This is a genomic window from Streptomyces sp. NPDC058295 (assembly GCF_042880655.1).
GTDB lineage: Bacteria > Actinomycetota > Actinomycetes > Streptomycetales > Streptomycetaceae > Streptomyces > Streptomyces coriariae.
Genome location: NZ_JBHVYO010000010.1, coordinates 196,389 through 209,175, shown reverse-complemented (window position 1 = coordinate 209,175; position 12,787 = coordinate 196,389). Strand labels below are relative to the sequence as shown.

The window sequence follows — 12,787 nt, the reverse complement described above, 5'->3', positions numbered from 1 at the left end:
GGCGAACAACCTTGCGCGTCCCGACCCACCCACACGCCCCGTTTGTCGACACAGGGCGCATCCGTTCAAACACCCAGCGTAACTTGCGGGCCTTTTCGACGGTTGCACTTGGCATGGTTGGCTCCGTCCCGTCGGCTGTCTGCTCGGCCGCCGCTGCGATCCTCACGGTCCCTCTCCCCCGACGGCCGCTCGACCCGGACGATCCGGCCGACCGGATCCGCGGCTGGTACGAGAACGAACTGGGTTGGCCGACAGTGCCCGGGGAGCCGGTACGACTTTTGGTCGGCGAGCGCTTCGACGTGCTGGACGTGCCGGCCGAGGCGGGCCTCGCGGCGCTGCGGCGACTCGCGCCGGGCTCGCCGGTGGCCGTGCGGAGCGACCGGATGCGGCTGCTGGTGGCAGCGGGCGGCGCGGAGGAGGTGCCGGGGATCCTTCAGTGGCTGGAGTGGGGCGCGCTGCCACTGGATCTGACGCCCATCGGCGCGGGCGAACTCATCGAGGCGCCCCTGCCACCCCCCGGCGGGAGCCAGGGCCGCGATCCGGGCCTGATGCGTCCCGGGCCGGTGCAGGGGGCCGCTGTCTGGCTGCGGCCCCCCGTGGCAGGGTGCGAGGCCGAGGCCTCGCTGCCGACGATGTCGGCACTGGGGGGCGTTGGGGGCGCCCCCGATCTCGTACGGCTGGTGGACACGCTGGCGACGCACTGTCACCGTGTCCGGCTGCGGCGCGCGAGCGCTCAGCCGTTGGCCTTCTCGTAAGCCTCGCGAATGGACGCGGGAACGCGGCCGCGGTCATTGACCTCGTGACCGTTCTCCTTGGCCCACGCGCGGATCTGGGCGGTGTCCTGGCTGCCACCGGTAGCGACGCGCGCCTTTCCGCGGCCGCCCGAAGCACGGCCGCCGGTACGACGGCCACCCTTCACGTAGGGGTCGAGAAGTCCACGGAGCTTGTCGGCATTGGTAGTCGTGAGGTCGATCTCGTACGTCTTGCCGTCCAGCGCGAACGTGACGGTCTCGTCCGCCTCGCCGCCGTCGAGGTCGTCGACAAGAAGGACCTGAACCTTCTGTGCCACCGGATTTCCTTTCATCGAAAACGTGAGGGTCGGGGGTCCGCGGCGTCCGCCGTTTAGCCGCGCCCTGTTATATGCAGTACAGCAGTACGTCGGAAAGCAAACCGCTTTTGCTGGGAAAACACAAACCCCCGGCGAGGACCCACAGCCCGCCCCCAGCCCGGAAACGTGCGCGTTTCGGACATAGGGAACCCGGTCAAGGCGGGTCTCTGTGAATGGACGACGACGATCACAGATGCAGAAGCATCCGGCTGTTGCCCAAGGTGTTCGGTTTCACTCGTTCGAGTCCGAGGAACTCCGCGACGCCCTCGTCATAGGAACGCAGCAGCTCCGCGTACACATCGGTGTCGACCGGCGTCTCACCGATCTCCACGAAGCCGTGCTTGCCGAAGAAGTCGACTTCGAAGGTCAGGCAGAAAACGCGTCGAACCCCGAGCCAGCGTGCGGTGTGGAGCAACTTCTCCAACAACTGGTGACCGATGCCCGCGCCCTTCAGCCCGGGCTTCACCGCGAGAGTACGGACTTCCGCCAGGTCTTCCCACATCACGTGCAGGGCGCCGCAGCCGACCACCTCGGCGTTGTCGTCGCGTTCGGCGACCCAGAACTCCTGGATGTCCTCGTAAAGCGTCACCGTCGCTTTGTCGAGCAGGATGCCGCCGCGGACGTGGGCGTCAAGGAGACGGCGCACGGCGGAGACATCGCCGGTCCGGGCCCGGCGGACGGTGATGGCTTTAGCGGTGACTTCGGGGTTCTCGGCCGAGGGACTCTCTGCTGACATGTGCGGACGCTATCGCCCGTCGGACTCCGTCGCCGAGCCGGGGTTCTCACCCGTACTCCCCGTACTCCCCGTACTCCCCGGACTCCCCGCAGTTGCCGGTCCGACAGTTTCCGGTCCCTGGACCATGCGTACGGCGTCGCTGAGCGCGAGCCGCTGTTCCTCGCTCATCATCCCGAAGAACGCGACGAGAGCGGCGGCGGGGTTGTCGCTCTGTGCCCAGGCGTCGTTCATCAGGGCGGCCGCGTAGGCGGCCCGGGTCGAGACCGCCTCATATCGATAGGCCCGGCCTTCGGCTTCCCGGCGCACCCAGCCCTTCTGATGGAGATTGTCCAAAACGGTCATCACCGTGGTGTAGGCGATGGACCGTTCCTGCTGAAGGTCTTCCAGGACTTCTCGAACGGTCACCGGGCGGTTCCACTTCCACACCCGCGTCATGACCGAGTCTTCGAGTTCTCCCAATGGGCGAGGCACAGCTCAGAACAATAGTGGGAGATCTCGCCAATCGCGTGCCGGACGTGCGCTTTCATCGGCAAACGGGAACAAAAAGGGCGTGCGGCTCCGAAAAGAGCCGCACGCCCCGGGCGATGCGGAAGGGTCGCGCGTCGGTCAGGCGTCAGGGCTCGCGGAGACCTGACGGGGGCCGTCCGCGCGCGCGAGGACGGCGTCGACGGCCGCGTCCTCCTTGGCCTTGTTGGCACCGCCCTGGGTCTTCACGATCACCCTGATCACACCGACGAAGAACACGGCCATGACGACGGGAGGCACGAGCGCGGAGACATAGTCCATGGATCCAGGGTAGCCAGGGCGGAGCGGGACATCGGGGCGGGGTCGCCCGTGTCAGCCGGCCGCCAGCCGCTGCTGTTCCGGGTTGGCGGGCGGCGGGGCGGGTCTGCGGCGCGGGAAGACCTCGCCCGGCGTGGGAACGGGCCGCCGGGCGGGCTCCGGGGCGGGCTCGGCGGGAACCGGGCCGGGAGCGGGCGTGGCGGGCTTCCCGGCGGGTTTGCTGCGCGGCTCCTCGCCCGGGTGCCCGGCCGGATCACCGGCGGCGACGGACGGGTGGGCGCGGCTGCCCTTGGAGAGGCCCCCGGGAAGGGCCAGAAGCCGGGTACGGGACGCCGGGACGGTGGGGGCGGCCTCCGGGACCCTGCGGGCCGCCCGGCGGGCCAGACGGGCGCGTACGTCCCGTTCGGCGAGCACCTGGCAGCGGCCCAGGAGGGCGGCCGCCGTGGGGTTGCCGCGCAGGGCGCGCAGGGCGGCGAGGTCGTCGGGCTCGGGCCGGTAGCCGGTCGGCAGTACCTCCTCGAGGAGCGTGAGGTAGCCGGCGGCGGTGCCGGGGAGGGCGGCGCGGTACCGGGCGAGGTCGGCCACCAGGAAGGCCCGCAGTCGGGCGGCCTCGCACGTCGCCTCGTCGAGGGACTCGGCGAGGCGATGGCAGTCCTGGATGTCCTCGGCGGAGACGGGGCCGGGGTGAAGGGCGAGGGCAAGGGCGCGGCGGAGCACACGCAACTCCTCCGTGCCGAAAGCCATGCCGCCGCGAGATCCGTAGGGCGTGGGCATGCCGCGACGATACGCGCTAATCAGACAAATTCGACATAGGGGACGGGCGTGGCGCGTCCGTGATCCGCCCTGGTGGCCCCACCAGCCGGATCACCCGCCTCCGCCCGTCCGCCTTCACCCGCCCGACCGTCTCGGTTCGCCCGCCCCCGCTCGTCCGCGGAGGCGCTCCCTCCGCGGAGGCGTGCCCGCTCACATGCGGGACACGTTCCGCTCGTACACCAGGCGCAGCCCGATCAGCGTCAGCCACGGCTCGTGCTCGTCGATCACGGAGGACTCGCCGAGCACCGTCGGTGCCAGCCCGCCTGTAGCGATCACGGTGACCTCGTCCGGGTCGTCCGCCAGCTCGCGGGCCATCCGGGTCACCACGCCGTCGACCTGGCCGGCGAACCCGTAGACGATCCCGGACTGCATCGCCTCGACCGTGTTCTTGCCGATCACGCTCCGGGGCCTGGCCACCTCGATCTTGCGCAGCTGTGCGGCCTTGACGCCCAGCGCCTCGACGGAGATCTCGATGCCGGGGGCGATCACCCCGCCGACGTACTCCCCGCGCGCGCTGACCGCGTCGAACGTCGTCGCCGTGCCGAAGTCGACGACGATCGCCGGTCCGCCGTAGAGCTCGTTCGCCGCGACCGCGTTGATGATGCGGTCGGCGCCGACCTCCTTGGGGTTGTCGAAGAGGATCGGCACCCCCGTCTTCACGCCAGGTTCGACCAGCACGGCGGGCACGTCGCCGTAGTAGCGCCGGGTCACCTCGCGCAGTTCGTGCAGCACGGAGGGCACGGTCGCGCAGATCGCGATCCCGTCGATGCCGTCGCCCAGTTCCTCTCCGAGCAGCGGGTGCGTTCCCATCAGGCCCTGCAGGAGCACGGCCAGTTCGTCCGCGGTCCGGCGGGCGTCGGTGGAGATCCGCCAGTGCTCGACGATGTCCTCACCGTCGAACAGGCCGAGCACGGTGTGCGTGTTGCCCACGTCGATCGTCAGCAGCATGGCCGGTCCCCGTTCCCTACTCAGCCGCTCGCAGATCCAGACCGATGTCCAGGATCGGCGAGGAGTGCGTCAGGGCACCGACGGCGAGGAAGTCGACGCCGGTGTCGGCATAAGCCTTGGCGTTGACCAGGGTCAGCCGGCCCGACGCCTCCAGCAGGGCGCGCCCGCCGACGACGCCGACGGCCTCCGCGCACTCCCCGGGCGTGAAGTTGTCCAGCAGGATCAGGTCGGCGCCGGCGTCGACCACCTCCCGCAGTTGGTGCAGGGTGTCGACCTCGACCTCGATCGCGACATCCGGGAACGTCTCCCGCACGGCCTCGAAGGCCTGGGCGACGCCACCCGCGGCGACCACGTGGTTGTCCTTGACCAGCGCCGCGTCGGACAGCGACATGCGGTGGTTGACGCCTCCGCCGCAGCGGACGGCGAACTTCTCCAGGGAGCGCAGACCCGGCGTCGTCTTGCGGGTGTCCCGCACGCGTGCCTTGGTGCCCTCCAGGACGTCCGCCCACGCGCGCGTGGCGGTGGCGATGCCGGACAGCCGGCACAGCAGGTTGAGCGCGCTGCGCTCGGCGGTGAGAAGGTCACGCGTGCGCGTGGTGACGGACAGCAGCTTCTGGCCGGCCTCCACGCGGTCGCCGTCCTCCACGTGCCGTTCGACCTCGAACTCGTCCGTGCAGACGACCGAGACGACCGCCTCGGCGATCCTGAGGCCCGCCACCACGCCCGCCTCGCGCGCGGTGAAGTCGGCGGTGGCGACCGCCTCCTCGGGGATGGTCGCGACGGTGGTCACGTCGACGCCGTGCGCCAGGTCCTCCTGGATGGCCACGTTGGCGATGTCCTCGACCTCCACGGGGTCGAGCCCGGCGTCGGACAGCAGCTGGGCGAGCGCGGGGTCGAGCCCGCACTCCGCGTATTCGGCGTATCCCTCGCCGGCGAAGTCGGTGTCTGCGTCGGCGCCACAGGCACAGCCGTCGCCGCAGCCGCCGCTCTGGGCGAGGGGAAGGTCGGGGGTGCTCACGTCTGTCACTGCTCCTGGAGGTGCTGCCGGGTCGGGGGGAAGTCTGCGGTATCGGTGGTGTGTACGGCGAGGGTGCGGTCCGGATTCAGCCGGACGACGATGTGGCGGCGCCAGTTCGCGTCGTCGCGGTCGGCGTGGTCCTCACGCCAGTGGCAGCCGCGGGTCTCCTCGCGCTGCCGGGCGGCGGCGACCAGGACCCGTGCCACGCACAGGAGGTTGGTGGCCTCCCAGGTGTCGACGCCGGGCTCGGCCGTCTTGCCGTTCTCGTCGAGGGCGTCGCGGGCCTCGGCGTGCAGCCGCACCAGCTGGCCGGCCGCCTTCTCCAGGGACTCGGCGGAGCGCAGGACGCCCGCGCCGTCGGTCATGATCCGCTGGATGGTGAACCGGGCCTCGGGGGCGAGGAGCGGGTGGGCCGGCTTCTCCGGGTGCGCGACCGGCACGGGCACCCGCGCGTGCAGGCCGTCGTCCGTCCGGCTCTCGACGATGTCGGTGACGATGCGCTCGGCGTAGACCAGGCCCTCCAGGAGCGAGTTCGACGCGAGCCGGTTCGCGCCGTGCACGCCGGTGCAGGCGACCTCGCCGCACGCGTACAGGCCCGGCACGGTCGTCCGGCCGTGGGAGTCGGTGCGCACGCCGCCGGAGGCGTAATGGGCGGCCGGGGCGACCGGGACGGGCTCGGTGACCGGGTCGATGCCGTGGACACGGCAGGCGGCCAGGATCGTCGGGAAGCGGTGCTCCCACATGTCGGCGCCGAAGTGGCGGGCGTCGAGGAACATGTGCTCGGCGTCCCGCTCCTGCATGCGGCGCATGATGCCCTTGGCGACGATGTCGCGCGGCGCCAGCTCGGCCAGCTCGTGCTGCCCGACCATGAAGCGCACGCCGTCCGCGTCGACCAGGTGGGCGCCCTCGCCGCGTACGGCCTCGGAGACGAGGGGCTGCTGGCCCTCGGCGTCCGCGCCGAGGAACAGCACGGTCGGGTGGAACTGGACGAACTCCAGGTCGGAGACCTCCGCGCCCGCGCGCAGGGCGAGCGCCACGCCGTCGCCCGTGGACACCGACGGGTTGGTGGTGGCGGAGAACACCTGGCCCATGCCGCCGGTCGCGAGGACGACCGCGGGCGCGTGCACGGCGCCCACACCGTCGTGCTGGCCCTCGCCCATGACGTGCAGGGTGACGCCGGCGGTACGGCCGTCGGCGTCCGTGAGCAGGTCCAGCACGAGCGCGTTCTCGATCGTGCGCAGGCCCCGCGCGCGTACCGCCTCGACGAGCGCCCGGGAGATCTCCGCGCCGGTCGCGTCGCCGCCCGCGTGGGCGATACGGCGTCGGTGGTGGCCGCCCTCGCGGGCGAGCTCCAGGCCGCCTCCCTCGGACTCGTCGAAGTGGGCGCCGGTCTCGATCAACCGGCGCACGGCGTCGGGGCCCTCGGTGACGAGGATCCGGACGGCGCCCTCGTCGCACAGGCCCGCGCCCGCCACCAGCGTGTCGTCCAGGTGCTGTTCCGGTGTGTCCCCCTCGCCCAGGGCCGCGGCTATGCCGCCCTGCGCCCAGCGGGTGGAGCCGTCGTCGAGCCGGGCCTTAGTGACGACGACCGTCGTCAGGCCGGCGGCCTCGCAGCGCAGCGCCGCGGTCAGGCCGGCGACGCCGGAGCCCACGACCACCACGTCCGCGGCGATGCTCCACCCGGGCGCGGGCGCGTGCAGTCGTATGCCTGTGCTGGTCACGAGGCGGCTCCGAAGGTGAGGGGGATGTTGTCGATCAGCCGGGTCGTCCCGACCCTGGCGGCGACGGCGAGGACGGCCTCGCCGGTGAAGTCGTCCTCGGGCCCGGTGATCTCCGTGAAGTCCGAGGGGTCGACCAGCGCGAGGTAGTCCAGTTCCAGCGGCGGGTCCAGCCGGGCGGCCTCGTCGAGGACCAGACGGGCCGCCGCGCGGATGGCCGCCGGGCTGCCGGGGGCGCCCTTGGCGACGGCGTGCGCGTCGGCCGCCGCGCGGGACTCCCCTATGGCGCTGAGCGCCTCGGCACGCGCGCGTGTGGCGGGCACCTGACGCGCGCGTGCCCGCAGCGCCTCCTGCGCGGCGTGCCGGTCGCGGCCCGCGAACAGGGCCTGGGAGAGCGCCAGCGCGGTGCGCCGGCCCGCGGCGGACAGATAGCGGTTGCGGCTGGACAGGGCCAGCCCGTCCTCCTCGCGCACGGTGGGCACGGCGACGATCTCCACGCCGAAGTTCAGGTCCCGCGTCATGCGACGGATCAGGGCGAGCTGCTGGGCGTCCTTCTGCCCGAAGAGGGCGATGTCCGGCCGGGTGAGGTGCAGCAGCTTGGCGACGACGGTGAGCATGCCGTCGAAGTGTCCGGGGCGGGAGCTGCCCTCGAGCCGCTCCCCCATGGGTCCCGCGGTGATGCGGACCTGGGGCTCGCCGCCCGGGTAGACCTCGTCCACGGACGGGGCGAACACGACGTCCGCGCCGGCCTGCTCGGCGAGCTTGAGATCGGCGTCCAGAGTGCGCGGGTAGCGGTCGAGGTCCTCGCCCTGGCCGAACTGGAGCGGGTTGACGAAGACCGTGACGGCGACCTCGCCGTCCGGCCCGGCGAGCTCCCGGGCGGTGCGGACGAGGGTGGCGTGGCCCTCGTGCAGGGCGCCCATGGTCATCACGACGGCCCGGCGGCCTCCACGCGTGCGGGCGTGCAGTTCGGCGGCGGTGCGCAACAGGGTGGTGGTCATCCGGCATCTCCTTCGGCGCCGTGCGTGCCCGGGGCACCAGGGCTCCCGGGAGTGCCGTGGGCTTCGTCGGCGAGTACCCCGAGGAGGTCCTCGGCGAGCTCGGGCTTGAGGAGCCCGTGGGCGAGCGCGCGGTCGGCGGTCGCGCGGGCCATCGCCAGGTAGCCGGCCACGGTCTGCGGGGCGTGCTCGCGCAGCTCGGCGACGTGCGCGGCGACCGTGCCCGCGTCACCGCGCGCGACGGGGCCGGTGAGCGCGCCGTCGCCGGAGCGCAGCGCGTTGTCCAGGGCGGCGCCGAGCAGCGGGCCGAGCATCCGGTCGGGGGCCTCGACGCCCGCCGTTCGCAGCAGCTCCATGGACTGGGCGACCAGCGTCACCAGGTGGTTCGCGCCCAGGGCGAGGGCCGCGTGGTAGAGCGGCCGGTTCTCCTCGGCGATCCACTCCGGCTCGCCGCCCATCTCGATCACCAGGGCCTCTGCGGCCAGCCGCAACTCGTCGGGCGCGGTGACGCCGAAGGAGCAGCCCGCCAGGCGCTGGACGTCGACGGGGCTGCCCGTGAAGGTCATCGCCGGGTGCAGGGCCAGCGGCAGCCCGCCCGCGCGCAGGGCCGGGTCGAGGACCTTCGCGCCGTAGCGCCCCGAGGTGTGCACGATCAGCTGGCCGGGCCGTACGGCGCCGGTCTCGGCGAGGCCTTCCACGAGCCCGGGCAGGGCGTCGTCGGGGACGGTCAGCAGCACCAGGTCGGCGCGCTGGAGAACCTCGGCGGGCGGGAGGAGGGGCACGTCGGGCAACAGCATCGCGGCTCGCCGCCTGGAGGCGTCGGAGACACCGGAGACGGCGACCGGACGGTGTCCGGCGAGCTGGAGGGACGCGGCCAGGGCGGGGCCCACCCGGCCGGCGCCGACGACGCCGACGGCGAGCCGCGCGGGGCGGTCCCTGGGGTCTGGCTGTTGGGCTGTACTCACGCGACGGAGGCCTTCCGTTCCAGTCCGCTCCGGGTACCGGACGATTTCTCGTCATGTTAACGCTATCCGTCCGAGGAGCGTCCGGTTGTCCACAGGCTGTGGGTTATCCCACCCGTTCCCGACCTGCGGCCCCGGGGGGAGGGTGGGGGCCGGAAACGCCCGTGCCTCCGCGGGCCGTCGCACGGCATCATCCGGTGCATGACGAACACGGCGGAACACGGCGAGGAGAAGTCGGCGCAGCAGCGCCTGCGGGAGCGGCGGGCGGCCGCCTACCGGAACGCGGAACGCGTCCTGTCGCGCGACGGCGCGCGGGGCACGCTGCGGGACCGGCTCGCGCTGCTGCACGAGGCCGCGCCGCAGGTCCACGACCTGGACGAGCCCGCGGACCTCTACGGCGACGGGGTGGTGGCGGCGCTGGAGGCGCGGGTCGCCGGACTGCTGGGCACGGAGGCCGCGGCGTTCTTCCCGACCGGCACGATGGCTCAGCAGGTCGCCCTGCGCTGCTGGGCGGGACGCACCGGCAACCCCACGGTCGCGCTGCACGCGCTCAGCCATCCCGAGGTGTGGGAGCGGGGCGCGTTCGGCGCCGTCAGCGAACTGCGCACGGTCCGGCTGACGCGCGAGCCCAGGCTGCCGACGGCCGAGGAGGTGCGCGCCTTCGAGGAGCCCTTCGGGGCGCTGATGCTGGAGCTGCCGCTCCGGGACGCCGGTTATGTGCTGCCCTCCTGGCAGGAGCTGACCGAGGTCGTGGAGGCGGCACGCGAGCGCGACGCGGTGGTGCACTTCGACGGCGCGCGCCTGTGGGAGACGACCCATCACTTCGGCCGCTCCTTGCGGGAGATAGCGGACCTGGCCGACAGCGTCTACGTGTCGTTCTACAAGTCCCTCGACGGCTTCGGCGGCGCCGCGCTCGCCGGACCGAAGACGCTGGTGGACGAGGCGAAGACGTGGCGGCACCGCTACGGCGGGATGGTCTTCCAGCAGTTCCCCACCGCCCTGGCGGCACTCGTCGGACTGGAGCGGGAACTGCCCCGGCTGCCGGATTACGTGACCCACGCGCGCGTGGTGGCCGCCGCGCTGCGTGAGGGGTTCGCCGAAGCGGGCGTGCCGTGGGCACGCGTGCATCCCGAGGTGCCGCACACGCACGAGTTCCAGGTCTGGCTGCCGTACGAGGCCGAGGTGCTCGCCGAAGCGGCGGCGCTCCAGGCCGAGCGGACGAAGGCGATGCTCTTCGTCGGCGGCTGGAGCCGCGGCGGGCCGGGGCTGTCGTACACCGAGGTCACCGTCAGCTCCGCCGGACTGGCGTGGACGGCGGACGATGTGAGGGCGGCGGTCGTGGACTTCGTGGGCCGGGTGGCCGAGGTGGTCAGCGGGTAGGACGCGGGCGCAGCCGGCGAGCCAGGGCCTGCCACAGCCGCCCGTGGGCGGGTCGCCCCGCGAGAACCGCGCGGAACTGCTGGTGGTCCCGCAGCTCGCGCATCACCTGCCAGTCGTGGGCGCCGGGCGCGGGCACGACGGGCTCGCCGTGCTGCCTGGCCCGGTAGGCGTCGAGGGCGTACTGCTGCGTGATGCTCATGGCTGATCCCTCTCGGATCGAACGTCGCCCGGACGGGCCCGGACGTGACCGTGCGTGGCCGTGTGTGGTCTGGACCTGGTCCGGACGTGCTTCGGACGTGGTCCGGACGTGGTTCGGGCAGGGGAGGGCGTGCGGAAGGGTGTCCTGAGGCTGTTCCGCGGCTGCCCCGGCCTCCTCAGGCTGCTCCCGGCCGATGCCCGGCGTCGCCTCGATTGACGGCCGCCGTCAATCGAGGACCGCGTTGTCGGTGGCCCGGTGCACCATGAGGGCATGAGCGTGAGCATCGACATCGCGGGGCTGCGGCCGGAGAGGGTCGCGGTCGTACCCTCGCCCCTGGCCGAGCTCGGCATGGCGCTGCACGCGCTGTCCGAGCCGGGGCACCATCCCGGCCTTCAGGGCTGGGTCACCGGCGTGACCGCCGGGCTCGACTCGCATCTGGCGGACCGGATGTGCGAGGCCGACTTCCTGTGGCGGACGACGTTCTCGGACATCTTCCTGCCGTACGCGGGCATCCCGGGCAGAAGCACGCTCCCCGGGGCCACGCTCGCCGAGGAGCTCGATCTCCTGGACAAGCTGACGGACGAGCAGTTCGTGGACTCCGCCCTGGAGTTCACCTGCGCGCCCGGGTACGACGTGCCGAGCCCCAACGTGCTCGCCGACCCGAAGCTGCGCCGGCGCGCCTTCGAACTGGCCGCCACGCGCGGGCCGCGACAGGTGCGGTTCACTCAGCGGCTGCTCGACGACCCGCCCCGCGTGCGTGCCTGGCTGAGGCAGTTCCTGGAGGACTGCGACGAGGCGTTCTTCGCCGATGTCTGGGCCCGGGTGCGCCTCCCGCTCGCCACGGACGCCCGCTACAAGACGGATCTTCTGCGCCGCAAGGGCCTGGCGGAGGCCCTCGCCTCGGTGTCCTCGGCGGTGACACTCGACGTCGACGCCGCGCGGATCACCGTGGACAAGCTGGTCCTGGGCCGCAGCACCACCGGGGACGGCGGCCTGCTGCTGGTGCCGACGAGCCTCGGCTGGCCGCACCTGATGGTGCTGCACCGGTACGGCTGGCAGCCGGTGCTGCACTACCCGGTCGGCTCACCGGAGCTGGCCTCGCCGCCCTCGGTGGAGCAGCTGACGCTGCGGATGAAGGCGCTGTCCCATCCCGTGCGGATGCGGATCTGCCGCCTGCTGGCCCGTAGTGCGTACACCACGACCGAGCTGGCCCAGGTGCACGGCATGACGGCCCCCGAGATATCCCGGCACCTCGCCGTCCTGAAGAAGGCGGGCCTGCTCACCACCCGTCGGCGCGGTCGCTATGTACTGCACCAGCTCGACGTGACGGTGGTGGCCCGGCTGGGCAGCGACTTCCTGGAGGGGATGCTCCGCTAGCCGCGGGCGGTCCCGCGGAGGCCCCGAAGCCGCGGCGGCCGTATGGTCCGTGCGCGTCAGCCGTGGCCGCCGGCCCGGACGATCCCCGTCTCGTACGCGAGGACCACCACCTGGACCCGGTCGCGCAGCCCCAGCTTGGTCAGGATGCGGCCCACGTGGGTCTTCACGGTCGCCTCGGACAGCACCAGCCGGGCCGCGATCTCCCCGTTGGACAGCCCCTGGGCGACCAGCACCATGACCTCGCGCTCCCGCTCCGTGAGGCGCTCCAGCTCCTTGTGGCGGGGCTCCTTGCCGGTGGTGGGCAGCATCGGCGCGAACCGGTCGAGCAGGCGGCGGGTGGTGGACGGGGCGACCACCGCGTCACCGCTGTGCACGGAGCGAATGGCGGCGAGGAGCTCGCCCGGCGGCACGTCCTTGAGCATGAACCCGGAGGCGCCCGCCTTCAGCCCGGAGAACGCGTACTCGTCCAGGTCGAAGGTGGTCAGGATCAGCACCTTGGGCGGTTCGGCCTCGGCGCAGATGCGCCGGGTGGCCTCCACACCGTCCAGCTTCGGCATACGGACGTCCATGAGCACGACGTCGACCGCCGTGGAGCGCACCACCTGGAGGGCCTCGACGCCGTCGCCCGCCTCCGCCACGACCTCCATGTCCGGCTGGGCGGCGAGCACCATCCGGAACCCGGTGCGCAGCAGCACCTGGTCGTCGACGAGCATCACGCGGATCGTCATCGAGTCCTCTTCCGTTTCT

At 72.5% G+C, this 12,787-nt stretch carries 15 protein-coding genes; 3 read left to right on the top strand and 12 right to left on the bottom strand.

Annotation, left to right across the window (positions count from 1 at the left end):
* Nucleotides 1-113 precede the first annotated feature (113 nt).
* Nucleotides 114-755: an SCO3374 family protein gene (locus tag ACFVYS_RS13700; protein ID WP_389501747.1), complete on the top strand. Its 642-nt coding sequence runs from the start codon at nt 114-116 to the stop codon at nt 753-755.
* Here the strand turns inward: ACFVYS_RS13700 and ACFVYS_RS13695 are convergent.
* From ACFVYS_RS13695 to ACFVYS_RS13650, 10 genes are all read right to left on the bottom strand, one after another.
* Nucleotides 734-1,069, bottom strand: coding sequence for an Lsr2 family protein (locus ACFVYS_RS13695; RefSeq protein ID WP_389501745.1), 336 nt, complete (start codon nt 1,067-1,069; stop codon nt 734-736). The two genes, ACFVYS_RS13700 and ACFVYS_RS13695, sit on opposite strands and share 22 nt — an antisense overlap.
* A 226-nt stretch (nt 1,070-1,295) precedes the next feature.
* Nucleotides 1,296-1,844, bottom strand: a complete 549-nt coding sequence (locus ACFVYS_RS13690; protein WP_020132477.1) for an amino-acid N-acetyltransferase — start codon at nt 1,842-1,844, stop codon at nt 1,296-1,298.
* A gap of 9 nt (nt 1,845-1,853) precedes the next feature.
* The gene (locus ACFVYS_RS13685; protein WP_389501743.1) at nt 1,854-2,303 is read right to left on the bottom strand and encodes a BlaI/MecI/CopY family transcriptional regulator; all 450 of its coding nucleotides are present in this window, start codon (nt 2,301-2,303) and stop codon (nt 1,854-1,856) included.
* Between the two features lie 147 nt (nt 2,304-2,450).
* A complete protein-coding gene (locus tag ACFVYS_RS13680; protein WP_389501741.1) occupies nt 2,451-2,630 on the bottom strand; it encodes a hypothetical protein in 180 nt (59 codons plus the stop codon).
* 51 nt (nt 2,631-2,681) lie between these two features.
* Nucleotides 2,682-3,371 carry a hypothetical protein gene (locus ACFVYS_RS13675; RefSeq protein ID WP_389501810.1) on the bottom strand — a complete coding sequence of 230 codons (690 nt, stop codon included), beginning with the start codon at nt 3,369-3,371 and terminating at the stop codon, nt 2,682-2,684.
* A gap of 219 nt (nt 3,372-3,590) precedes the next feature.
* Nucleotides 3,591-4,388, bottom strand: a complete 798-nt coding sequence (locus tag ACFVYS_RS13670) for a type III pantothenate kinase (protein ID WP_020132481.1) — start codon at nt 4,386-4,388, stop codon at nt 3,591-3,593.
* 16 nt (nt 4,389-4,404) lie between these two features.
* A complete protein-coding gene (gene nadC / locus ACFVYS_RS13665) occupies nt 4,405-5,406 on the bottom strand; it encodes a carboxylating nicotinate-nucleotide diphosphorylase (protein WP_389501740.1) in 1,002 nt (333 codons plus the stop codon).
* A 5-nt stretch (nt 5,407-5,411) separates the two neighbouring features.
* Nucleotides 5,412-7,127 (bottom strand): L-aspartate oxidase, encoded by a 1,716-nt coding sequence (locus ACFVYS_RS13660; protein WP_389501738.1) that lies wholly within the window; start codon nt 7,125-7,127, stop codon nt 5,412-5,414.
* Complete coding sequence (panC, locus tag ACFVYS_RS13655) at nt 7,124-8,125, bottom strand: pantoate--beta-alanine ligase (RefSeq protein ID WP_389501737.1); 1,002 nt, start codon at nt 8,123-8,125, stop codon at nt 7,124-7,126. Before panC ends, ACFVYS_RS13660 begins: the two co-directional genes overlap by 4 nt.
* Nucleotides 8,122-9,087, bottom strand: a complete 966-nt coding sequence (locus tag ACFVYS_RS13650) for a Rossmann-like and DUF2520 domain-containing protein (RefSeq protein WP_389501736.1) — start codon at nt 9,085-9,087, stop codon at nt 8,122-8,124. Before ACFVYS_RS13650 ends, panC begins: the two co-directional genes overlap by 4 nt.
* Before the next feature lie 198 nt (nt 9,088-9,285).
* Here ACFVYS_RS13650 and ACFVYS_RS13645 point away from each other — a divergent pair, with 198 nt between their 5' ends.
* Nucleotides 9,286-10,464 carry a threonine aldolase family protein gene (locus ACFVYS_RS13645; RefSeq protein ID WP_389501734.1) on the top strand — a complete coding sequence of 393 codons (1,179 nt, stop codon included), beginning with the start codon at nt 9,286-9,288 and terminating at the stop codon, nt 10,462-10,464.
* Here the strand turns inward: ACFVYS_RS13645 and ACFVYS_RS13640 are convergent.
* Entirely contained in the window at nt 10,454-10,663 is a 210-nt protein-coding gene (locus ACFVYS_RS13640; protein WP_389501733.1) for a hypothetical protein, read from the bottom strand. The genes ACFVYS_RS13645 and ACFVYS_RS13640 overlap by 11 nt on opposite strands.
* 270 nt (nt 10,664-10,933) lie before the next feature.
* Here ACFVYS_RS13640 and ACFVYS_RS13635 point away from each other — a divergent pair, with 270 nt between their 5' ends.
* On the top strand, nt 10,934-12,040 hold the full coding sequence (locus ACFVYS_RS13635; protein WP_389501731.1) for a DUF5937 family protein: 1,107 nt from the start codon (nt 10,934-10,936) through the stop codon (nt 12,038-12,040).
* A 56-nt stretch (nt 12,041-12,096) separates the two neighbouring features.
* Here the strand turns inward: ACFVYS_RS13635 and ACFVYS_RS13630 are convergent, their stop codons facing one another.
* On the bottom strand, nt 12,097-12,768 hold the full coding sequence (locus tag ACFVYS_RS13630) for a response regulator transcription factor (RefSeq protein WP_020132489.1): 672 nt from the start codon (nt 12,766-12,768) through the stop codon (nt 12,097-12,099).
* Nucleotides 12,769-12,787 lie beyond the last annotated feature (19 nt).